At 65.0% G+C, this 21,395-nt stretch carries 16 protein-coding genes and 1 pseudogene; 9 read left to right on the forward strand and 8 right to left on the reverse strand.

Features of this window, described 5'->3' with window-relative positions; translation table 11 throughout:
* Window positions 1–51: 51 nt before the first annotated feature.
* Entirely contained in the window at window positions 52–924 is an 873-nt protein-coding gene (locus GJV18_RS11285) for a vitamin K epoxide reductase family protein (RefSeq protein ID WP_218571989.1), read from the forward strand.
* 79 nt (window positions 925–1,003) lie between these two features.
* Window positions 1,004–2,822: pseudogene (ftsH, locus tag GJV18_RS11290) on the forward strand (ATP-dependent zinc metalloprotease FtsH).
* Window positions 2,823–2,892: 70 nt separating this feature from the next.
* Here the strand turns inward: ftsH and GJV18_RS11295 are convergent.
* From GJV18_RS11295 to GJV18_RS11315, 5 genes are all read right to left on the reverse strand, one after another.
* Window positions 2,893–3,732, reverse strand: a complete 840-nt coding sequence (locus GJV18_RS11295; protein ID WP_160345457.1) for an FAD/NAD(P)-binding protein — start codon at window positions 3,730–3,732, stop codon at window positions 2,893–2,895.
* Window positions 3,729–4,748 (reverse strand): 4Fe-4S dicluster domain-containing protein, encoded by a 1,020-nt coding sequence (locus tag GJV18_RS11300; RefSeq protein ID WP_160345458.1) that lies wholly within the window; start codon window positions 4,746–4,748, stop codon window positions 3,729–3,731. The genes GJV18_RS11295 and GJV18_RS11300 overlap by 4 nt, the downstream gene beginning before the upstream one ends.
* Window positions 4,735–6,828 (reverse strand): formate dehydrogenase subunit alpha, encoded by a 2,094-nt coding sequence (gene fdhF, locus GJV18_RS11305; protein WP_160345460.1) that lies wholly within the window; start codon window positions 6,826–6,828, stop codon window positions 4,735–4,737. Before fdhF ends, GJV18_RS11300 begins: the two co-directional genes overlap by 14 nt.
* A 28-nt stretch (window positions 6,829–6,856) precedes the next feature.
* Window positions 6,857–7,753 (reverse strand): universal stress protein, encoded by an 897-nt coding sequence (locus GJV18_RS11310; RefSeq protein ID WP_160345462.1) that lies wholly within the window; start codon window positions 7,751–7,753, stop codon window positions 6,857–6,859.
* A 162-nt stretch (window positions 7,754–7,915) separates the two neighbouring features.
* Window positions 7,916–8,938, reverse strand: a complete 1,023-nt coding sequence (locus GJV18_RS11315; RefSeq protein ID WP_160345464.1) for a zinc-dependent alcohol dehydrogenase family protein — start codon at window positions 8,936–8,938, stop codon at window positions 7,916–7,918.
* 205 nt (window positions 8,939–9,143) lie between these two features.
* On the opposite strand from GJV18_RS11315, the gene GJV18_RS11320 reads away from it, so the two are divergent.
* The 4 genes from GJV18_RS11320 to GJV18_RS11335 all read left to right on the forward strand — a co-directional run bounded on the left by GJV18_RS11320 (window position 9,144) and on the right by GJV18_RS11335 (window position 16,096).
* A complete protein-coding gene (locus GJV18_RS11320) occupies window positions 9,144–10,058 on the forward strand; it encodes a LysR family transcriptional regulator (RefSeq protein ID WP_160345466.1) in 915 nt (304 codons plus the stop codon).
* A 147-nt stretch (window positions 10,059–10,205) separates the two neighbouring features.
* Entirely contained in the window at window positions 10,206–11,444 is a 1,239-nt protein-coding gene (gene mexE / locus GJV18_RS11325) for a multidrug efflux RND transporter periplasmic adaptor subunit MexE (RefSeq protein ID WP_160345469.1), read from the forward strand.
* Between the two features lie 87 nt (window positions 11,445–11,531).
* On the forward strand, window positions 11,532–14,711 hold the full coding sequence (locus GJV18_RS11330; RefSeq protein ID WP_160345471.1) for an efflux RND transporter permease subunit: 3,180 nt from the start codon (window positions 11,532–11,534) through the stop codon (window positions 14,709–14,711).
* A complete protein-coding gene (locus GJV18_RS11335) occupies window positions 14,708–16,096 on the forward strand; it encodes an efflux transporter outer membrane subunit (RefSeq protein ID WP_160345473.1) in 1,389 nt (462 codons plus the stop codon). Before GJV18_RS11330 ends, GJV18_RS11335 begins: the two co-directional genes overlap by 4 nt.
* On the opposite strand, the gene GJV18_RS18930 is transcribed toward GJV18_RS11335, so the two are convergent.
* Window positions 16,097–16,366 (reverse strand): DUF1993 family protein, encoded by a 270-nt coding sequence (locus GJV18_RS18930; protein ID WP_160345475.1) that lies wholly within the window; start codon window positions 16,364–16,366, stop codon window positions 16,097–16,099.
* A 132-nt stretch (window positions 16,367–16,498) separates the two neighbouring features.
* Here GJV18_RS18930 and GJV18_RS11345 point away from each other — a divergent pair, with 132 nt between their 5' ends.
* A complete protein-coding gene (locus GJV18_RS11345) occupies window positions 16,499–17,497 on the forward strand; it encodes an LLM class flavin-dependent oxidoreductase (protein ID WP_160345477.1) in 999 nt (332 codons plus the stop codon).
* A gap of 17 nt (window positions 17,498–17,514) precedes the next feature.
* On the opposite strand, the gene GJV18_RS11350 is transcribed toward GJV18_RS11345, so the two are convergent.
* The gene (locus GJV18_RS11350; protein ID WP_160345479.1) at window positions 17,515–17,931 is read right to left on the reverse strand and encodes a helix-turn-helix domain-containing protein; all 417 of its coding nucleotides are present in this window, start codon (window positions 17,929–17,931) and stop codon (window positions 17,515–17,517) included.
* 81 nt (window positions 17,932–18,012) lie between these two features.
* Between GJV18_RS11350 and GJV18_RS11355 the strand changes: the two genes are divergently transcribed.
* Window positions 18,013–18,510: a DUF2938 domain-containing protein gene (locus tag GJV18_RS11355; RefSeq protein ID WP_160345480.1), complete on the forward strand. Its 498-nt coding sequence runs from the start codon at window positions 18,013–18,015 to the stop codon at window positions 18,508–18,510.
* A gap of 122 nt (window positions 18,511–18,632) precedes the next feature.
* Here the strand turns inward: GJV18_RS11355 and katG are convergent, their stop codons facing one another.
* Window positions 18,633–20,843, reverse strand: a complete 2,211-nt coding sequence (katG, locus tag GJV18_RS11360) for a catalase/peroxidase HPI (protein ID WP_160345482.1) — start codon at window positions 20,841–20,843, stop codon at window positions 18,633–18,635.
* Window positions 20,844–21,106: 263 nt separating this feature from the next.
* Here katG and GJV18_RS11365 point away from each other — a divergent pair, with 263 nt between their 5' ends.
* Entirely contained in the window at window positions 21,107–21,310 is a 204-nt protein-coding gene (locus GJV18_RS11365) for a hypothetical protein (protein WP_160345484.1), read from the forward strand.
* Window positions 21,311–21,395 lie beyond the last annotated feature (85 nt).

Here is a 21,395-nt window from a genome sequence, read left to right on the forward strand (position 1 = left end):
CTAAAGCCGCAGTGCTAGCCTCAGGGCCACTTCACTGTACAAGCCCAAACCATGAGCAAGCATCCACGCAAGAAAAGCAACCGTTCTGCCAGCAAAAATTCCGCCGCGCCTCAAGGCAGCCGGCACAGCCCCGAATGGCTCGTATTGATTCTGGCGCTGCTTGGCATGCTGCTGACCGCCTACCTGAGTTACAGCGCTTTCAGCCAAAGTGTACCGGCCTTCTGTGCAGCCGATTCCGGCTGCGAGCTGATCCAGCAAAGCCGCTGGTCGCGGGTCTTCGGGGTGCCGCTGGCGCTCTGGGGTTTTGCCCTGTATGGGCTGCTGGCGGCCATGGCCTGGCGCCTGCCGGCCAAGGCTTTGCGCTGGCAGCGTCTGGCCCTGGTGGCCGTGCTGGGTCTGGGTATCAGCCTGTACCTGACGCTGCTGGGCTGGTGGCAGCTCAAGGCCTTCTGCCTGTGGTGCCTGCTGTCGCTGACGCTGCTAGCAGGTATTTGTGTGCGCCTGGGGCTAAGCCGGCCGCAGAGCCTGGAGCGCGCGCAATGGCAGCGTTGGTCGGGCAGCTGTGCCCTGGCCTTGCTGCTGAGTATCGGTGGGCTGCAGCTGGCCTATAGCGACCTGCTCGAACCGCGGGAAGACCCGCAACTGCAGGCCCTGGCCGAGCATCTGCAGCGAATCGATGCCCGGTTCTACGGCGCCTTCTGGTGTCCGGCATGCCAGGAACAAAAACGCCTGTTCGGCAGTTCGGCCAAGCGTCTGCCCTATGTGGAATGTGCGCCCAATGGCAGCAAGGGTCTGGTGGTACGCGCCTGCCTGGATGCCAATGTCAGCGGCTACCCGACCTGGGTGATCCGTGGCCGCCGCTATCAGCAGGTGCTTAGCGTCGAAGAGTTGACCCGTTATTCGCGTTTCAAGGCCGAACAATAGCGCCACCGCCCGTTGATAGGTATCAATACACGGTCCGGCCTGGCGGGTTAAAAAGACGCAAAATTGCGCGGAGTTGGCCATGGACAAGCATCAGCAATGGAACCTGTGGTACTTCCTGCTGGCGTTCAGCCTGTTACTGCTGTTCCAGAACTGGTGGAGCGCGCGCAGCGCGGTGGAGCCCATCCCCTATAGCGAATTTATGCGCCTGCTCAAGGAAGACCAGCTCAGCGAGCTGCGCATCGACCAGCAACAGATCAGCGGCCGGCTCAAGGAGCCGATCAACAACCGCCACCAATTCTCCACCGTGCGGGTCGAGCCGGAGCTGGCGACGGCCCTGGCCGAGTCCGGCGCCAGTTTCAGCGGCACCCGCGAAGGCGGCCCCCTGAGCACCCTGCTCAGCTGGCTGTTGCCGATGCTGCTGATCTTCGCCCTGTGGTCCTTTCTGTTTCGCAGCCTACTGGCCAAGCAGGGCTTGGGCGGCATGGTCAATGTCGGCAAGTCCAAGGCCAAGGTGTTCGTGCAGCGCGACACCGGAGTGAGTTTCGAGGATGTGGCCGGCATCGACGAGGCCAAGGCCGAGTTGCAGGAGGTGGTGTCCTTTCTCAAGGATCAGCCCAAGTACAGCCGCCTGGGCGCGCGGATTCCCAAGGGCATTCTGCTGGTGGGCCCGCCGGGCACCGGCAAGACCCTGGTGGCCAAGGCCGTGGCCGGTGAGGCGGGCGTGCCCTTCTTCTCCATCTCCGGCTCGGAATTCGTCGAGATGTTCGTCGGCGTGGGCGCCGCCCGGGTGCGGGATCTGTTCGAGCAGGCGCGCCAGGCGGCGCCCTGCATCATCTTTATCGACGAGCTGGATGCCCTGGGCAAGATGCGCGGGGTCGGCACCTTAGGCGGCAATGACGAGAAGGAGCAGACCCTCAACCAGCTGCTGGCCGAGCTGGACGGCTTCGACAGCCGCGAGGGCGTGGTGCTGCTGGCCGCCACCAACCGCCCGGAGATCCTCGACCCGGCCCTGCTGCGGGCCGGCCGTTTCGACCGGCAGATTCTGATTGACCGAGCCGACCGCCGCGGCCGGGCGGCCATCCTGCGGGTGCACCTCAAGCGAATCCAGGCCGGGGCCGATCTGGATGTGGACGCCATCGCCGGGATGACCACCGGCTTTTCCGGCGCCGACCTGGCCAATCTGGTCAACGAGGCGGCCATCGTCGCCACCCGCCGCGGTGCCGAGGCGGTGAGCATGGCCGACTTCAGCGCCGCGGTGGAGCGCATCGTGATCGGCAGCGAGCGCCGCGGTCGCCTGTTGCAACCCCATGAGCGCGAGGTGGTGGCCTACCACGAGATGGGCCACGCCCTGGCCGCCGCCAGCCTGGCGGGCATGGACCCGGTGCACAAGGTGTCGATCATCCCCCCGCTCCGTCGGCGCCCTGGGCTACACCCTGCAACGGCCCACCGAAGATCGCTTTCTGATCACCCAGCGCGAACTCAAGGATCGCATGCTGGTGTTGCTGGCCGGGCGCGCCGCCGAGCAACTGGTGTTCGACGAGGTGTCCACCGGTGCGGCGGACGACTTGGCCAAGGTCACCGATATCGCCCGGCAGATCGTCACCCGCTTCGGCATGAGCGCCGAACTGGGCCAGGCCGTGCTGGAAAAACACAGTGCCAGTTACCTGGGCGACCAGGCCCTGGCCCTGCGCGACAAGGATTACTCCGAGCAGACCGCCCGCGAGGTGGATCTGTGCGTCAGGGCCCTGATCGACGAGGCCTACACCCGGGCCAAGGCCCTGCTGCAAGGCCAACGCGAGGTGCTGGAACAAGGCGCCCGCCTGTTGCTTGAGAAGGAAACCCTGACCCCGGAGGAGTTCCCGGCCCTGCTGCCCAGGACAGGCAAGAGCGGCGGCTAAAGGCGATCCGGGTTGCCGCCAGGGCCGTTGCTGCCAGGCGGCTGCCCATGGCCCCTCCCCTGTATCGGCGTCAGCAGAACAGCGCCGGCGGCGCCTGGCTGATCGGGCTGCTCCTGCCCAGCAGCTGCAGGTAGCGGTCGTAGCGGTAGGTCGGACCGTCCTGGCAGACGTAGCTGCTGCCGAGGTAGCAGTGCCCGCACAGGCCATCGGCGCAGTGCATGCGTCGCTCCAGCGATAGCCAGATCCTGTCCGCACGCAAACCCCGTTGCAGGCAGGCTTCGGCGCTGGCGCGCATCAGCGGCTCGGGGCCGCAGCAGAGCAATGCGGCGGGCGGCCCGGCGGCGAAGACCTCGTCCAGATGCAGCAGCGGCGTGCCCTGGCGCTGGCCAGGGGCGGCCTGGTCGAAGGTTTCGATAAAGGGCAACGTCTGCTGCCAGCGCGCCCGCTCGCGGCCCAGTACCTGGGCGCCGCTGTGGCGGGCGCCATAGATCACGCTCAGGCGCGCCGGCATGGCTTGCCGGCTGGCCTGTTCGATAACCCCGGCCAGGGGCGCCAGGCCGCAGCCACCGGCCACCACCAGCAGCGGCTGGGCATTGAAGAACAGCGGCCAGCCATGGCCGAAGGGCCCGCGGTAGCCCAGCACGCTGCCTGCAGGCTGGTCGAACAGGGCCTGGGTCAGGCGCCCGGCGCGGCGCACCAGCGCGGTAAAACAACCCTGGGCATCCGGCAGGCTGACATAGGTAAAGGGCGCCTCGCCCACGCCTGGCAGCGTAAGCATAAAGAACTGCCCGGCCTTGGCCGCCAGATCGCTGGCCGCAGGCTGCTCGATGCGCAGGCTGAAATGCCGCGAGTCCTCGCCATCCTCGTACTGTTCCAGCAGGTGCAGCCGCCGTGGGGTGCTGTCGATCATGGCTGTACCACCTTATGCATCACGCCGTGCACGCCGATGCTGCCGGGGCAGACCCGGTCGCAGCGACCGCAGCCCACGCAGCCATAGCTGTCGAAGCGTTGGCGGAAGTCCTCGCCGAACTTGTGTGTCCAGAACCGTTGCACCCGCTGCCCGGCCGTGGCGCTGGGGTTGTGGCCGCTGGCCTCTTGCTGGAAGCCCTGATACAGGCAGCTGTCCCAGACCCGCTCGCGCAGCGCCCCGCCCTGCCCCTCGGCCCTGTCCAGAGGGGCGAAGCAGCTGCAGGTGGGGCACACCGAGGTGCAGCCGGAGCAGCCCAGGCAGCGCAGGCCCAGCGCTTCCCAGGTGCTGTCGTCGATGGCCTGCAGATTGAGCCGGGCGATGCCCTCGATTATGTCCTCCTGGCTGCCCTGCTCCGCCCGCACCCGCGCCTCGTTGGCCTGGCGCTGGGCCGGCCAGTCGGCGTGGGCGCTGGCCAGGTCCAGACCGTGCAAGGCCTGTTGCCCGGCCGCGCTGGCCGCCAGCAGGCCCCAGTCTGCGCCCGCCTCGGCTGGCGGCAGGAGAATCAGATCGGCCGTCTGCGCCTGCACCGCCGGGCCGCTGCCGAGTACGCTGCAGAAGCCGCCGTTGCAGCTGTGCAGGCAATCCAGCCCCACCAGCAGGGTAGCCTGGCGCCGCGCCTGGTAATGCGCATCCTGGGCGAAGAACTGGTCTTGATAGGCCACGGCCTGCAGATCGCAGGCGTGCAATCCGAACAGCACCTGGGGCACCACCTGCGGCAGCGCTGAGTAGAACTGGCCGCCATCGAAGCGAAACAGCAGCTCGCGCTCACCAAAGAAGAAGCTCTTGGCGGAAAACGGCGGCAGCTCGCTGCTAGGTTCGAAGGCGTGGCGATCCTGGCTGCTGACCGTTTGCCAGTGCTGCCCGCCCTGGCAGTCCGGGCGCACTTCGTAGAGCCGGCGCTGGGCGGCCAGGTGGGCACGCAGGCGTTCGGGGCGATCCAGGCTATAGGCGTGCATGGCTGACCTCGCTGGTCCCCATATGGATATCCGGCGCCTGCCCCGGGGCCAGGGCTTCCAGGGCCACGGCGCAGGCCTTGAGCTCGGGCATCTTGCTGATCGGGTCCTGGGCGTCGTTGGTCAGGCGGTTACAGGGCGCTTCGCTGAAGTGATAGGGCATGCTCAGGGTGCCGCGGGGCAAGTCGTCGTGGTATTCGATGCGGGTCTCCAGCACGCCGCGGCGCGAACGCACGCGCACGCCCTGGTGCTGGGCCAGGCCCAGCTCGGCGGCATCCTCCGGGTGGATAAACAGCAGGCCGGCCGGGGTTTCCCGTTCCAGCAGCGGCGATTTGCGGGTCATCGAGCCGCAGCCGTAGTGGAAGTGCAGGCGCTGAGTGGTAAAGGCAAAGGGGTACTCGGCATCCGGCAGCTCCGCCACCTCCACCTGGGACAGCGGCAGCAGGCGCGCACGGCCGATGGGAAAGCCCTGTTGATGAAGGATCGGCGAACCCTGGGGATGCGCGCTGTCGCAGGGCCATTGCAGGCCGTGGTGGGCGTCCAGCGCCGGGTAGTTCATGGCCGAGAAGATCGGCGTCAGGGCCGCCATCTCGTCGAACACCGCCTCGGCGTCGCGCCAGGCCATGCCGGCATAGTCCATGCGCCGGGCCAGCTCGCCGAGGATCTGCCAGTCGCCGCGCGCCAGCCCCGGCGGCGCGATGGCCTGGCGGATACGCTGCACGCGGCGCTCGCAGTTGGTAAAAGTGCCGTCCTTCTCGGCGAAGGCCGCCGCCGGCAATAACACATCGGCCTGGCGGGCCGTGGCGGTCAGGCTCAGTTCGACCACCACCAGCAGGTCCAGGGCGGCGAAGGCGCGGGCCACCTGGTTCTGGTCCGGGTCGGTCTGCAGCGGGTCTTCGCCCATGATCAGCAAGGCGCGCAGCTCACCCTGCTGCGCCGCGTGCATCATGCCCAGCGAAGTCAGCCCCGGCGCCTCGGGCACGGCGCGACCCCAGGCAGTGCTGAAGCGGGCGCGCACGGCCGGATCGGCCACCGCCTGATAACCGGGATAGACATTGGGCAGGCAGCCCATGTCGCAGGCGCCCTGCACATTGTTCTGCCCGCGCAGGGGGTTGATGCCGGTGCCCGGCCGGCCGATCTGGCCGCACAGTAGCACCAGGTTGCTCAGGGCGATGACATTGTTGGTGCCGCTCTGGAACTGGGTAATGCCCATGCCGTAGGCGGTAAAGGCTGTCTTGACCTGACTGAAAAGATAGGCCACGCGCTCCAGTTCGGCCACTGCTATGCCGCATTGCTCGCTGCACTGCGCCAGACTCAGTTCGGCCAGATGTGCCCGCAGCGGCGCGATATCCTCGCAGCGCTCGGCGAGAAAGGCGGTGTTCTCCCAGCCGCGCTCCAGGATGATCTTGAGCAGGGCATTGAGCAGGGCGATATTGCTGCCCAGGCGCAGCTGTAGATGGATATCGGCCAGGCGCGCCAGGCGCGTGCGCCGTGGGTCGATCACGATCAGGGTGGCGCCACGGGCCTGGGCGCGCAGCATGCGCGCGCCGATCATGGCGTGGTTCTCGGTGACATCGGCGCCCACCACCAGAATCAGCTCGGCCTGGTCGATATCGGCAATGCTGTTGCTCATCGCCCCCGAGCCCAGGGTGCGGCTCAGGCCCGCCACCGAGGGGCTGTGGCAGATGCGCGCGCAGTGGTCGATATTGTTGCTGCCCAGCACCGCCCGAGCGAATTTCTGCGCGGCGTAGTTATCCTCGTTGCTGGCCCGGGCGCAGCTGATCACCCCCACCCCGCCGGGGCCGCGCTCATCCTGGGCATTGCGCAGGCCTTCGGCGACCCGCTCCAGGGCCTCGTCCCAGCTGGCCGGGCGAAACTGGCCGTGTTCCTTGATCAGCGGCTGGGTCAGGCGGCCATGGGCATCGATGGCGAAGCTACTGGCCCAGCCCTTGGCGCACAGCTGGCCCTGGCTGACCGGGTGTCCGGGCTGTGGCTCCACGCCGATCACCCGGCCGTCTTCTACCCGCAGACCAATGCCGCAACCCACGCCGCAGAAGCTGCAAATACTGGGAACCACGCGCATCGTGCCGCCCTCCTCCGCTTGCCATGCACTAAAGGGCAATCGCCAGAATGCTGCAGGGCGCACGATACAGCAGGTGCTCGGTGGTGCTGCCCAGCAACCGACCCAAGCCGTGGCGCTGCACCCGGCCCATCACCAGCACATCCACCTGCTGCTGGGTAGCGAACTCGACCAGGGTGCGGATCGGCTGGCCCTGAATAAAATGCCGGCATTCTGCCGGTACGCCATGTTGCTCAGCCAGGGTGGTAAAGGCCTGTAACAGACCGTTCTGCCACTGCTCGACCAGATCGGCCCAGGCCGATACCACTGCCCCGGCCTCGGCCAGATAGGCGGTGGACAGGTCATAGCTGTGCAGCAGGTGCAATTCGGCGTCGCACTGCAGGGCCAGGGCATGGGCCTGTGCGATCACCTGCTGATTGATGGCCAGGCTGTCGGGATTACCCGCCTGCAGATCCACCGCGGCCACCACCTTGCGCGGCAGGGCCGGCCCAGCCGCGCTCAGCAGGTGTACCGGTGCCGGGCAATCACGCAGCAGCTGCCAGTCCAGCGGTGTGACAAAGGCGCGCTTGAGCGCCGATTCATGCTGCAGATCCTTGATCAGCAGATCCGCCGGCAGCTCCCGGGCATGCTGCAGAATCTCTTCCAGGGGTTGGTCGCTGCTGAGAATCTCGAAGGTCGCGGTCAGGCCCTTGCTGTGCAGCAGGCCGGTTTCGTCTTTGAGCCAGTTGTTCAGGGCTTGCAGATGGTCGTTGTGCAGGCGCTGCTGCACGTCACGATCAAGCAGGGCCCATGCCGACAGCGGCTCGACCAAGGCCAGGATATGCAAGGCAGCACCGCTGTGCTCGGCCAGGGCGATGGCACGCTGCAAGGCGGCGCCGTGATGCATCTGCGCATTGGTGATCAACAGCAGGCGTTGGTACTGACTCATGGCACCTCCGGGGGGCTGGCGGGCGACGCTATATTGCCAAGGTGCGCCAGTTACGCCGCGAAGCTCTTGATATGCATCAAGGTCGCGGTGGATGGCGTACATCAAGGCTAGCCCATTGGCTCAGGCCTACAGCTATAGCGCTGCCTATCCCGGAGAGGTGGCCTACTCGGCCTGCAGCGTCAGTACCACACGGCCGCGGCTGGGGCAGGTTTCCATATAGCGGTGGGCCGCCACCACCTGCTCGAAAGGATAGACCTTGTCGATCAGAGGCTGCAGCAAACCGTCGGCGGTGAGCTGATTGATGCCCTGCAGCGCCTTGGCCACGGCGGCGGCATCCTGGGGAATGCCCAGCTCCTCCTTGCCGGTGAAATTGCCAATGCAATGCACGAAGAACTGGATGTTTTTCTGAAACGCGGCGCAGGCCGGGAACGGTGTTTCGTTGCCGCCCTGCAGGTCGAACAGGATGAGCCGGCCACGGGGCGCGATGGCATCGCCCAACAGGCACATCTGCGGCCCGCCCAGGGCATCCATCACCACGTTGACGCCCTTGCCATCGGTGAGCTTGGCAACCCGGCTGACCAGGTCCTGCTCCTCGGTGAGGATGATCTGGTCGGCGCCCAGTTGCTTGAGAAAGTCGCTGTCCTCGGCATGCTCGGTGGCGGCAATCACCTGGGCGCCCAGGGCCTTGCCCATCTGCACGATATAGGGCCCCCAGCAGCGGCTTGCGGCGGTAACCAGCACTGTCTCTCCGGGCTGCAGACGGGCCAGTTCGACAAAGCCGAACCAGCCAACCATGGACGGCAGGTAATGCACGCAGGCCTGCTGCGGGGTCAGGTTGGCCGGGTAGCGGCTCAGCGAGCTGCGCGGCAACAGCACCTGCTCGGCGTAGGCCGGGTAGTGATTGACGCTATGGCCAGGGAAGCTGGCAACCAGGTCGCCCACGTTCAGGTCGGTCACGCCCGCCCCCACCGCCAGCACCGTACCGGCCAGCTCATGGCCCAGGCCCGCCGGCAGTTGCGCCGGGGTGTGGGCCAGGTTCTGCCGCCACAGCACGTCATACCAGCTCACACCAATAGCCTGCACCCCGACCAGCACCTCACCGGCGCCGGGCGTCGGCGTTGCGCGCTCTTCGTACTTGAGCACCTCGGCTTCGCCGAACTGATGGAAACGGATAATGCGCGACATCGCAAACCTCAGAGCTTGACCGCTAATAGCCATGGACTTTATCCGGGCTAGGCCGGCAATGCCACAGTGCCTGAGTGATAGCCGCCATGCCTGTCGATGATGATAGGCTCGCCCAGCATCATTTATGGCCATGTATTGCCTGCCACCAGCATTCGGCATTAGCCTGATTCGCGCGCACAACCGCCCCTTGCCAAATGGATACTGGATGAACCGCAACGATCTGCGCCGCGTCGATCTCAACCTGTTGATCGTCTTCGAAACGCTGATGCATGAACGCAGCGTGACTCGAGCCGCGGAAAAACTCTTTCTCGGTCAGCCAGCCATCAGCGCGGCCCTGGCGCGCCTGCGCAGCCTGTTCGATGACCCGTTGTTTGTGCGCACCGGGCGCAGCATGGAACCCACTGCCCGCGCCCAGGAGATTGCCACCCTGCTCTCCCCGGCCCTGGACTCGATTTCCACTGCAGTCAGCCGCGCCGCCGACTTCAATCCGGCCACCAGCAGCACTGTCTTTCGCATCGGCCTGTCCGATGAGGTCGAGTTCGCCCTGCTGCCGCCCCTGATCAAACGCCTGCGCGCCGAAGCCCCCGGCGTGGTGCTGGTGGTGCGCCGCACCAATTACCTGCTGATGCCGGCGATGCTGGCCAGCGGTGAAATTTCCGTAGGGGTCAGCTACACCGCGGAACTGCCGGCCAACGCCAAGCGCAAGACCCTGCGCCGCTCCAAACCCAAGGTGCTGCGCGCCGACAGCGTGCCCGGAGCCCTGAGCCTGGACGACTACTGCGCCCGCCCCCACGCCATGGTCTCCTTTGCCGGGGATCTGGGCGGCTTTGTCGACGAAGAACTGGCCAAGCTGGGGCGCAAACGCCGCGTGGTGCTGGCCGTGCCGCAGTTCAACGGCCTGGGCCAGCTGCTCGCCGGCACCGACCTGGTGGCCATGGTGCCGGACTACACCGCCGCTGCCCTGACAGCTGCTGGCGGGCTGCGTGCCGAAGACCCACCCATGCCGACCCAGTCCTTCGAGCTGTCCATGGCCTGGCGCGGCGCCCAGGACAACGACCCCGCCGAGCGCTGGCTGCGCTCACGTATCCAGATGTTCTGTGGCGATCCGGATAGCCTGTAGCCGCGCGGTGTTCACCTAGCGCGCAATCGATACAAGCCCTGGAACCATCACCCAGCGTGATAGTTATCTTCGCGTCGTTCGATTCGTGGCCGACAGCAGCCCGCCGCACACTTCGCCCGTCTATACATTCGACTGGCGGAGTCACTCATGGAACAGTCCAACACCCTCAACTGGGGCCTGCCCCTGACGCTTGCCCTCAGCCTGCTGCTGAGCGCCTGTGGCCAGGCCCCGGAAGCCATGCAACAGATGCCGGCGGCAAAAGTCAGCGTGGCCGAAGTCATCGAACAACCGATCAACGAATGGGACGAATTTACCGGCCGCCTGGAGGCCCCCGAGTCCGTTGAGGTTCGCCCGCGGGTATCCGGCTTTATTGACCAGGTCGCCTTCGACGAAGGCAGCCTGGTGAGCAAAGGCGATTTGCTGTTCCAGATCGATCCACGGCCGTTCCAGGCCGAGGTCAAGCGCCTCGAAGCCCAGTTGCAGCAAGCCCGCGCCCAGGCGCTGCGCACCGCCAGCGAAGCCAGCCGCGGCGAGCGTCTGCGCAAGAGCAATGCGATTTCCGCCGAGCTGGCCGATGCCCGCGCCAGCGCCGCCGCAGAAGCCCAGGCCGCAGTAGCCGGCATCCAGGCGCAGCTGGATAACGCCCGTCTCAACCTGAGCTTTACCCGGGTTATCGCCCCCATCGATGGGCGCGTCGGCCGCGCGCAAATCACCGCCGGCAACCTGGTCAATGCCGGGCAAAGCCTGCTGACCACGTTGGTCAGCACCGACCGGGTCTACGCCTATTTCGATGCCGATGAGCGCGTGTTCCTCAAATACGTTGAGCTGGCGCGTCAGGCCGGCGGGCAGACTCGCGACGCCAGCCCGGTGTACCTGGGCCTGTCCAGCGAGGACGGTCACCCACACCTGGGTGAGCTGGATTTTCTCGATAACCAGGTCAACCCGCAGACCGGCACCATCCGTGGCCGCGCCGTGTTCGATAACCGTGACGGGCGCTTCACGCCTGGCCTCTACGCACGCCTCAAGCTGGTGGGCAGCAGCCAGTACGCCGCCGCGCTGATCAGGGACGAAGCGGTCGGCACGGATCTGGGCAAGAAGTTCGTATTGGTGCTCGACAAGGACAATGCCGTGCAGTACCGCGCCATCGAACTGGGGCCGAAGCTGGAAGGCCTGCGCATAGTGCGTAGCGGCCTTTCCAAGGGCGAGAAGATCGTGGTCAACGGTCTGCAGCGCGCCTTCCCCGGTTCCACCGTTGATCCGCAAAGCGTGCCCATGGCCGACGAGGCCACCCTCGCCCAGCTGGCCCGCCTGCGCCAATCCGTGGAGGACCGTGATGCCCCACGGGTGGCCAAACAAGACAGCAACAATGGCAAGCCGCGCGGCTGACCAGACGCCTTGGTGCGCGCAGCGCACCCTACCCGATCATCCGATTCGTAGGGTGCGCCGTGCGCACCAGCGCCCGAGGACCCTCCCATGAATTTCTCGCAATTCTTTATCCAGCGGCCGATCTTCGCCGCCGTGCTGTCGCTGCTGATCCTGATCGGCGGCGCCATCTCGCTGTTCCAGTTGCCGATCAGCGAATACCCGGAAGTGGTGCCGCCCACCGTGGTGGTACGCGCCGCCTTCCCCGGTGCCAATCCCAAGGTGATCGGTGAAACCGTCGCCTCGCCGCTGGAACAGGCGATTACCGGGGTGGAAGGTCTGCTCTATATGTCATCCCAGGGCACCGCCGACGGCCGGATGACCCTGACCCTGACCTTCGCCCTTGGCACCGATCTGGACAAGGCCCAGGTGCAGGTGCAGAACCGCGTGACCCGCACCATGCCGACCCTGCCCAGTGAAGTGCAGCGCCTCGGCGTGACGGTGGACAAGGCCTCGCCCGACCTGACCATGGTGGTGCACCTGACCTCGCCGGACGACCGCTACGACATGCTCTACCTGTCCAACTACGCCGCGCTCAACGTCAAGGACGAGCTGGCGCGCCTGGATGGCGTGGGTGATGTACAGCTGTTCGGCCTGGGCAACTACTCGCTGCGCGTCTGGCTGGACCCTAACAAGGTGGCTTCGCGCAATCTGACTGCCAGCGATGTGGTGGCCGCCATCCGCGAACAGAACCGCCAGGTCGCCGCGGGCTCGCTCGGCGCACCGCCATCGGATGCCGGCAACAGCTTCCAGCTGTCGATCAACACCCAGGGCCGTCTGGTCAGCGAGGAAGAGTTCGAGAACATCATTATCCGCGCCGGTGAAAACGGTGAAATCACTCGCCTGAAAGATATCGCCCGTATCGAGCTGGGCTCCAGCCAGTACGCCCTGCGCTCCTTGCTGAACAACAAACCGGCAGTCGCCATTCCGGTCTTTCAGCGCCCCGGCTCCAACGCCATCGAGATTTCCGATGCGGTGCGCGCGCGCATGGCCGAACTCAAGCAAAGCTTCCCCCAGGGCGTGGATTTCGAGATCGTCTACGACCCGACCATCTTCGTCCGTGGTTCCATCGAGGCGGTGGTGCATACCCTGCTCGAAGCCATCGTGCTGGTGGTGCTGGTGGTGATCCTGTTCCTGCAGACCTGGCGCGCTTCGATCATTCCGCTGGCCGCCGTGCCGGTGTCCCTGATCGGCACCTTCGCCGTGATGCATATGTTCGGCTTCTCGCTCAACGCTCTGTCGCTGTTCGGCCTGGTGCTGGCCATCGGTATCGTGGTGGACGACGCCATCGTGGTGGTGGAGAACGTCGAGCGCAATATCGGCCTGGGCAAGACTCCGCTAGAGGCAACCAAGCAGGCGATGAAGGAAGTGACCGGGCCTATCGTTGCCACGGCCCTGGTTCTGTGCGCCGTGTTCGTGCCGACTGCCTTTATTTCCGGACTTAGCGGGCAGTTCTACCAGCAGTTCGCCCTGACCATCGCCATCTCCACGGTGATCTCGGCCTTCAACTCGCTGACCCTGTCCCCTGCCCTGGCCGCCGTATTGCTGAAAAGCCACGACGCGCCGAAAGACCGCTTTTCCAAGCTGCTCGACAGGCTGTTCGGCGGCTGGCTGTTCACGCCGTTCAACCGCCTGTTCGAGCGCGCCAGCCATGGCTATGTCGGTACGGTAAAACGCGTGCTGCGCGGCAGCGGCATCGCCCTGTTCGTCTACGCCGGCTTGATGGGCCTGACCTACCTGGGCTTCGCCACAACCCCCACCGGCTTTGTGCCGGCCCAGGACAAACAGTATCTGGTGGCCTTCGCCCAGCTGCCGGACGCCGCGACCCTGGATCGCACCGAAGCGGTGATCAAGAAGATGTCGGCAATCGCCGGCAAGCACCCCGGTGTGGAAAACACCGTGGCCTTCCCCGGCCTGTCGATCAACGGCTTCACCAATAGCCCAAACAGCGGCATCGTCTTCACCCCACTGAAACACTTTGATGAGCGCACGGATCCGTCGATGAGCGCCACGGCTATCGCGGCCGAGCTGAACGCGCAGTTCAGCGAGATTCAGGACGCCTATATCGCCATCTTCCCGCCACCCCCGGTGCAGGGCCTGGGCACCATCGGCGGCTTCCGCCTGCAGGTGCAGGATCGTGGCAACCTGGGCTATGACGAGCTGTATGTGCAAACCCAGAACGTCATCGCCAAGGCCCGCGCGCTGCCGGAGCTGGACCCGATGTCGGTGTTCACCAGTTATCAGGTGAATGTGCCGCAGATCGATGCCGCCATAGACCGCGAAAAGGCCAAGACCCACGGCGTGGCGATCAGCGACATCTTCGACACCATGCAGATCTACCTGGGCTCGCTGTACGCCAACGACTTCAACCGTTTTGGCCGTACCTACCAGGTCAACGTGCAGGCCGAGCAGCAGTTCCGCCTGGAGCCCGAGCAGATCGGCCAGCTCAAGGTGCGCAACAACCGTGGTGAAATGGTGCCGCTGTCGGCCTTCCTCAAGGTCAGCGCCAGCGCGGGGCCGGATCGGGTGATGCACTACAACGGCTTCCTCACCGCCGAGATCAACGGTGCTGCAGCCCCCGGCTACAGCTCCGGCCAGGCCGAAGCGGCAATCGCCAAGCTGCTCAAGGAAGAACTGCCCAACGGCATGAGCTTCGAGTGGACCGACCTGACCTACCAGCAGATTCTGGCCGGTAACAGCGCAATCTTCGTCTTCCCGCTCTGCGTACTGTTGGCCTTCCTGGTGCTGGCCGCCCAGTACGAAAGCTGGAGCCTGCCGCTGGCGGTGATCCTGATCGTGCCGATGACCCTGCTGTCGGCCATTACCGGGGTGATCCTGGCTGGAGGCGACAACAACATCTTCACCCAGATCGGTCTGATCGTACTGGTGGGATTGGCCTGCAAGAACGCCATCCTGATCGTCGAGTTCGCCAAGGAGAAACAGGAAGAAGGCCTAGACCGCGTCAGTGCGGTGCTGGAAGCCTGCCGCCTGCGTCTGCGGCCGATCCTGATGACCAGCTTCGCCTTTATCATGGGTGTAGTGCCCCTGGTACTGTCCTCCGGTGCCGGCGCGGAAATGCGCCATGCCATGGGTATTGCGGTGTTCAGCGGCATGCTCGGCGTGACCTTCTTCGGCCTGCTGCTGACCCCGCTGTTCTATGTGCTGATCCGTGCCTTTGTGGAGAAACGTGAAGCGCAGAAAGTGGCCCGTTTGCAAGAGGTGCAGGTATGAAGCTGTTTATGCCCGCCCTGCTCGCATTGGCTGTCAGTGCATGTGCCTTAGGCCCGGACTACCAGGCTCCGCAGACTGCAGATGCCCAGCTAAGCGCAACAGAGGCCTCTGACTTTGATCGTTCGCGCTTCGAGGCCAGCTGGTGGCAGCAGTTCGATGACCCGGTCCTGAATCAACTGGTCGAGCACTCGCTCAAGGAAAACCGCCAACTGCGCGTGGCCTTCGCCCGCCTGCGCGCGGCCGAGGCCATCCGCGATGACCTCGGCAACGATCAGTTGCCGACCATCACCAGTCGCGCCAGCGGTGAGTTTGGCAAGGCTCAGCAACCCGGCGTAACCGAGCAGCGCGTGCGCGGCGAACGTTACGACCTCGGCCTGGATATGCTCTGGGAACTGGACCTGTTTGGCCGCATCCAGCGCCAACTGGAAGCCAGCGACGCCGAACTGGACGTGGCCGAAGCGGATTACCAGCAACTGCAGGTCAGCCTGATTGCCGAGCTTGTGGATGCTTACGGCAGTCTGCGCGGCGCACAGCTGCGTGAGCGCATTGCCCGCGCCAACCTGAAAAACCAGCAGGAATCCCGCGCCATAACCGAGCAGTTGCGTGAAGCTGGTGTTGGTAGCCAGCTGGATGTGCTGCGCAGTGACGCTCGCCTGGCCAGCACCGAAGCCAGCCTGCCGCAACTGCAGGCCGAACAGCAGCGCGCCAAGCACCGCATCGCCACCCTGCTCGGCCAGCGCCCGGAGCAACTGCCAGTGGATCTGTCAGCCAAACCGCTGCCCGCTATCGCCAAGGCCCTGCCGGTGGGCGACCCTGGCGAGTTGCTGCGCCGCCGCCCGGATATCCGCGCCGCCGAACGGCAGCTGGCGGCCGCAACGGCCAATATTGGCGTGGCCACGGCTGATCTATTCCCCCGAGTGAGTCTTAGCGGCTTTCTCGGTTTTACCGCCGGGCGTGGTTCGCAGCTGGGTGCTTCAAACGCGCAAGCCTGGGGCCTGGCGCCGACCATTAGCTGGGCGGCGTTTGATCTGGGCAGCGTGCGTGCACGCCTGCGCGGGGCCGAAGCCGAAGCCGATGGCGCGCTGGCTAACTATGAGCAGCAGGTGCTGCTGGCCCTGGAGGAATCGGCCAACGCCTTTAGCGACTACGGCAAACGCCAACAGCGCTTGCTCGCCCTGCTGCGCCAGGTGGAAGCCAGCCGCGCCGCTGCCGAACAGGCCGCCGTGCGCTACCGCGAAGGTGAAGTGGACTTTCTGGTGCTGCTCGACGCCGAACGCGAACGCCTAAGCGCCGAAGACGCCCAGGCCCAGGCGGAAGTCGAGCTGTATCGCGGCATAGTCGCCCTCTACAAGGCCCTGGGTGGCGGCTGGCAGATTAGCGCCTAGCTACAGCCCCCCGGTTGGTTTGTCCAACCCCTTCCCGCCCCACGGCAGTTGCTCCTTGCCGTGGGGCTTTTTTATTTGGAGGGCTGGCTTCGGCCAACAGCTGGCACTCACACCAGAATACATATCCGGCGCCAGGCGGGCGTTGAGCAGTACCTGGGGGTCGATCTTGTGGTCGTGGGCGTGTTGCTGGGCCTTGTCGAGGATGGCGGCAAGGTTGTCGAGCATATGCAGAAACACCGGGATAGAGGCCTGATATAGGGAAAGCGACATGCTGAGCTCCGGGCTGGGTACGGAACACTCAGCTTAGTCCGTCCATAGCACTGCACCCTGCCCCGCAGCCACATCAGCCTTGCCCTTGCAGCAATACGCCCCCATTAACCAGGGACGATCCTAGGAGGCTGTATGAACCGGCTTGCCACTACCCCATTTTCCATCCTCGATCTGGCGCCGATGCGCGACGATGAAGCCGGCCCCGGGCCGGCGCTGCAGCGTTCCCTGGCCTTGGCCCAGCATGCCGAGCGCCTGGGTTTTGCCCGTTACTGGGTGGCTGAACACCACAATATGGAAGGTATCGCCAGCTCGGCCACGGCGGTGCTGCTGGGTTATCTGGCGGCCGGCACCCAGACCCTGCGCCTGGGTTCGGGCGGCATTATGCTGCCCAACCATGCGCCGCTGGTGGTGGCCGAGCAGTTCGGTACCCTTGCCGCACTCTATCCGGGGCGCATCGAGCTGGGGCTTGGCCGCGCGCCGGGCAGTGATCAGCAAACCGCCCGCGCCCTGCGCCGTGATCGTTTGGGCAGCGCCGATGATTTCCCGGCGGATGTGGACGAGCTGCAGGCCCTGCTTGGCCCGCGCCAACCGGGGCAGCAGGTGATCGCCATGCCCGGCATGGACAGCCAGGTGCCGATCTGGCTGCTCGGCTCCAGCCTGTTCAGCGCTCAGCTGGCGGCGCAAAAGGGCCTGCCCTATGCCTTTGCCGCGCATTTTGCGCCGCGCTATCTGCACCAGGCGCTGCGGGTGTACCGCGATAATTTCCAGCCCTCGGCCGTGCTGGACAAGCCCTACGCCATGGTCGCTGTGCCGCTGATTGCCGCGCCGACCGATGAAGAAGCCGAGTTTCTTGCCACCACCGCCTTTCAGCGGGTGCTGGCCTTGATGCGCGGGCAGAGCCTGGTGCTGCGCCCGCCGGTAGAAAGCATGGCCGGGCGCTGGCTGCCCCATGAGCAGCAGGCGGTGGGCGACTTCCTCGGCCTGGCGGTGATTGGTGGGCCGGAGAAAGTGCGCGCACGTCTGGAGATACTGCTGGAGCAGACCGGCGCCGATGAGCTGATGTTTACCGGCGATCTGTACCAGCACGCGCATCGTTTGCGCAGCTTCGAGATTGTGGCGGGGCTGCGGTAGGCGTGGTGCCCTCGGCGCTAGGTCTTTTTCCTGCTGGTCTTTCTGGCATGAGCGCTGGCCGCCGCGTCTTTCAATAAGCGCTGAAAGGTCGGGCATTCGGCGTGGCTGGGCGCCGGGCAGGCAGCGGCGTGCTTCAAGCCCCGGCTGATGGCGCGCAGCCGTTTGCTGGTGGCGTCGAGTTCAGCTGCCTTGGCCAGGAGCGCCTGCCGGTCAATATTGGCTTCACCGTTGCTGGTGAGCATCAGGCGGATTTCATCCAGGCTGAAGCCGGCGGACTGCCCCAGCGAAATCAGCGCCAGCTGATCGAGTATCTGCGGGGCAAAGCGGCGCCGCTCGCCCTGGCGGTTCAAGGTCTGCACCAGCCCCTTTTCCTCATAAAAGCGCAATGTCGATGCCGGTAAACCCGAGCGCCTGGCGACTTCGGCGATATCCATAAAACGCCTCTTGACCTCAAGTTGACTTGAACTTGTAGATTGGCCCCACTCCCCTTCATGGTCAACCCAAGTGAGGCCTAGATGAACCCATTACTGAACACGCTCTTGCTGACCCTGGCGCTCGGCGCCGGGGCAACCCTGGTGATGGACGCCTGGCTGTTGTTGTTGCAGCGCCTGGGTATTGCCACCCTCAACTTTGCCTTTGTCGGGCGCTGGGTGGGCCATCTGCTGCGCGGGCGTATTCGCCACAGTGCCATCGGCCAGTCCGAGCCCATCCGCGGCGAGCTCGGCCTGGGCTGGTTGATGCACTACGCCACGGGCATTGCCTTTGCTGCACTGCTGCTTGGCCTTACCGGTATGGCCTGGATCGAGCGGCCCACCCTGTGGCCGGCACTGGCTTTGGGCGTTTGCACTGTGGCAATCCCACTGTTGCTTGTTCAACCGGCGATGGGCGCCGGTATTGCCTCACGCAACACGCCCACGCCGCTGAAGAACAGCCTGAAAAGCCTCGCCACCCACAGCGTATTCGGCCTCGGCCTCTATCTGTCCGCCAGCCTGCTTGTCGCGCTTGGTGTTTGACCCGCGCCTGGCTTTCATAGGATCAAGGCCTGAATTGGACAACCCCAGATAAGACTGCGCCCCGACAGGGTTATCCATGCCGGGGCGCAGTGTGTTGACTCAGGGCCAACCCAGTGGGGTGATTACTTCAGATCGAAACGATCCAGGTTCATTACCTTGGTCCAGGCTGCGACAAAGTCCTGCACAAACTTTTCTTGTGCATCGCTAGTGGCATAGACCTCCGCCAGGGCGCGCAGCTGGGAGTTGGAGCCGAACACCATGTCCACCAGGGTGCCGGTCCATTTCAGGTCGCCGGTCTTGCGGTCGCGACCTTCCAGTACGCCTTCGCTGGCGGACTTCTGCCACTTGGTACCCATGTCGAGCAGGTTGACGAAGAAGTCGTTGCTCAGGGTTTCCGGGCGCTTGGTGAAGACCCCGTGCTGGGCCTGACCGACATTGGCATTCAGCGCCCGCAGGCCGCCGATCAATACGGTCATTTCCGGCGCGGTGAGGGTCAACAGCTGAGCCTTGTCCACCAACAGTTCGGCAGCGGCGCCTTCCAGACCCTTGCGGGCGTAGTTGCGGAAGCCATCGGCCCTGGGCTCCAGCACGGCGAAGGAGTCGACGTCGGTCTGGTCCTGGCTGGCATCGGTGCGGCCCGGAGTAAAGGGCACCGTGACATCCACCCCAGCCTTCTTCGCTGCGGCTTCCACAGCGGCACTACCGGCCAGCACGATCAGATCGGCCAGGGAGACTTTCTTGCCGCCGGATGCCGAGGCGTTGAAGTCCTTCTGGATGCTTTCCAGGCTGGCCAGCACCTTGGCCAGTTGCGCCGGCTGGTTGGCTTCCCAGTCCTTCTGCGGCGCCAGGCGAATGCGCGCGCCATTGGCACCGCCGCGCATGTCACTGCCGCGGAAGGTAGACGCCGAGGCCCAGGCGGTGCTGACCAGCTGGGCGATGGACAGGCCGCTGGCGAGGATCTTGGCCTTGAGCGCAGCGATATCCTGGGCATCAACCAGGGCATGGTCGACAGCCGGCACCGGGTCTTGCCAGATCAGTTCTTCCTTGGGCACCAGCTTGCCCAGGTAGCGGGTGCGCGGTCCCATATCGCGGTGGGTCAGCTTGAACCAGGCACGGGCGAAGGCATCAGCGAATTCCTGCGGGTTCTGGTGGAAGCGCCGGGAGATCTTCTCGTAGGCCGGGTCCATGCGCAGCGACAGGTCGGCGGTGGTCATCATCGGCGGATGCTTTTTCGACGGGTCATGGGCATCCGGGATCATATGCTCGGGTTTGACGTCCTTGGCCACCCATTGATGGGCGCCAGCCGGGCTCTTGGTCAGTTCCCATTCATAGCCGAACAGCATGTCGAAGTAACCCATGTCCCACTGGGTCGGGTTGGGCTTCCAGGCACCCTCGATACCGCTGGTGGTGGTGTGCACACCTTTGCCGGTGCCCAGCTTGTTGATCCAGCCCAGGCCCTGTTCTTCGATCGGCGCTGCTTCCGGCTCCGGGCCGACCAGGGCCGGATCGCCAGCACCGTGGGCCTTGCCGAAGGTGTGCCCGCCGGCCACCAGGGCCACGGTTTCTTCATCGTTCATGGCCATGCGGGCGAAGGTTTCACGCACGTCGCGACCGGAGGCCACCGGGTCGGGATTGCCGTCCGGGCCTTCCGGGTTGACGTAGATCAGGCCCATCTGCACGGCGGCCAGGGGGTTGTCCAGCTGGCGGTCGCCGGAATAGCGGCTGTTGGCCTTGTCGCTGGTGGCCAGCCACTCGGCCTCGGCGCCCCAGTAGATGTCCTCTTCCGGCTCCCAGATATCCGGGCGACCGCCACCGAAGCCGAAGGTCTTGAAGCCCATGGATTCCAGGGCGACGTTGCCGGCGAGAATAAACAGGTCGGCCCAGGACAGCTTGCGCCCGTACTTCTGCTTGATCGGCCAGAGCAGGCGGCGGGCCTTGTCCAGGTTGCCGTTGTCCGGCCAGCTGTTGAGCGGAGCAAAACGCTGGTTGCCGGTGCCGGCGCCGCCGCGACCATCGGCGATGCGGTAGGTGCCGGCAGCATGCCAGGCCATGCGGATCATCAGGCCGCCGTAGTGGCCCCAGTCGGCGGGCCACCAGTCCTGGGAGTCGGTCATCAGGGCGGTGAGGTCCTTGACCACGGCATCCAGGTCGAGGCTCTTGAATTCTTTGGCGTAGTCAAAATCCTCACCCATGGGATCGGACTTGGCAGAGTGTTGGTGCAAGATCTTCAGATTGAGCTGATTAGGCCACCAGTCTGCGTTCGTCTGGGCGCCACCTGCGGTCACGTTCTTGTTGGCGGCCCCGGCGAACGGGCATTTCGATTCGTTGGACATGGTTCGTTCCTTCTGTTGAGTACACCTACTGCTTGATTCAGCTTGGATTCCGATTGCCGATTATTGAAATAGGATTCGCTAATGGCAGTTATAGTCGACAGGCTCGCAGCGTCTGTTGGCTGCCCTTGTGCAGCGCTCTATGGGCCACTTGCGACCATTTCCGTCTGCAAGGTATAGCAGCCCCGGACGCAGACGTTGGGCGCCTGGGCGATACAAGCAAAACTTTGTGACCATAAAGTCGCGCGTACTCTTTCGGTGAACCCATGAGCAGCGAGCAGCACCCTGAGCATCCACACAGCGGCGTCAGTGACGAGCAGATTCAGGCCTATATGGAGCGCCAACTGCGCTCTGGCCGGGTCAAGCCGGCGGTACTGGTGCCACTGACGCAGAAGACCTTTGCCGAAGCCAGCCATGAACAGCTTCTGCGCTGTTTCAATCGGCTGGATGCATCTCTGTTCAAGCGCTAGGTTCTGTACGAACAGTGCCTGCGCTCGGTGATGCTTCGTTAAAAACAGGTTCGGAATGCTCATTTACAGCTCGTAAACTCCGCTT

Origin of the sequence: Pseudomonas xionganensis (assembly GCF_009763245.1) — a bacterium.
GTDB classification, from domain to species: domain Bacteria; phylum Pseudomonadota; class Gammaproteobacteria; order Pseudomonadales; family Pseudomonadaceae; genus Aquipseudomonas; species Aquipseudomonas xionganensis.